The following is a 1,264-nucleotide window of genomic DNA, read 5'->3' on the forward strand; positions in this document are numbered from 1 at the left end:
GCGCGCCGGCCGGGGCGGAGGGCCGCGCCGCGCGCCGGCCGAGGAGGCGTGGAAGTCCGACCGGGCGTTGCGCTCGCTCATGGTCGGCGACAAGCCCCGGGGAGCCACGCCCGACAGCCGTGAGGGCACGTCGTCCATCTGGCCGCTCATCGAGGCGTCCATCCTTGACGAGGTGCTGGCGCACCGCACCACCATCGTGTTCGTGAACTCGCGCGGGCTGTGCGAGAAGCTCACCGCGCGGCTGAACGAGCTGTACGCGAAGCGCGAGGGCCTCATGGCGCCCGGCGGCCAGGCGGACGGCGGGCCGTCGTCGCACCTGCGCTCGGACCTGGGGTCCACGAGCGAGCTCGCGCAGGGCGCGCCCGAGATCATCGCGAAGGCCCACCACGGCTCGGTGTCGAAGGAGAAGCGCCTGCAGGTGGAGCGCGAGCTGAAGGCCGGGGAGCTGCCCTGCGTGGTGGCCACGTCCTCGCTCGAGCTGGGCATTGACATGGGGTCGATCGACCTCGTGCTGCAGGTGGCCGCCCCGCCGTCGGTGGCGAGCGGCCTGCAGCGCATCGGGCGCGCGAACCACCAGGTGGGCGGCCGGTCGACGGGCTCCGTCTATCCGCGCACGCGCACGGAGGTCATCGACGCGGCCGTGGTGGCCGAGGGCATGCGCGCCGGCGCCATCGAGGCCACCGCGCTCGTGCGCAACCCGCTGGACGTGCTGGCGCAGCAGACGGTGGCCGCCGTGGCCATGGGAGGCGCCACCGCCGACGGCTGGTACGCCACGGTGCGCCGGGCGGCGCCGTTCTCTGAGCTGCCGCGCCGCGCGTTCGACGGGGTGCTGGACATGCTGTCCGGGCGCTATGCCTCGGCCGACCTGGCCGAGTTCGCGCCGCGCATCGTGTGGGACCGCGAGAGCGGGGAGCTCTCGCCGCGCCCCGCCGCCCAGCGGCTGGCCGTGACGGCGGCGGGCACGATTCCCGACCGCGGCATGTTCTCGGTGGTGCTGCCCGAGGGCGACGGCAACGAGGGCCGTCGCCGCGTGGGCGAGCTGGACGAGGAGATGGTGTACGAGTCGCGCGTGGGCGACATCATCGCGCTGGGCACCAGCTCGTGGCGCATCAGCGAGATCACGCGCGACCGCGTCATTGTGGAACCCGCGCCGGGCCGCTCTGCGCGTTTGCCGTTCTGGCACGGTGAGGGCGTGGGCCGCCCCGCCGAGACCGGGCGTGCGCGCGGGGCGTTTTTGCGCGCCGTGGCCGCCGGCGTGGACGAG

1 protein-coding gene is annotated in these 1,264 nt (G+C 74.7%); it reads left to right on the forward strand.

What is annotated here, in order from left to right; genetic code table 11:
* The coding region (locus C2L71_RS11830; RefSeq protein WP_275664996.1) for a helicase-related protein at positions 1–1,264 on the forward strand (1,264 nt) is incomplete at both ends.

This window comes from Enteroscipio rubneri, assembly GCF_002899715.1.
In the GTDB taxonomy this organism is placed as follows: Bacteria; Actinomycetota; Coriobacteriia; order Coriobacteriales; family Eggerthellaceae; genus Enteroscipio; species Enteroscipio rubneri.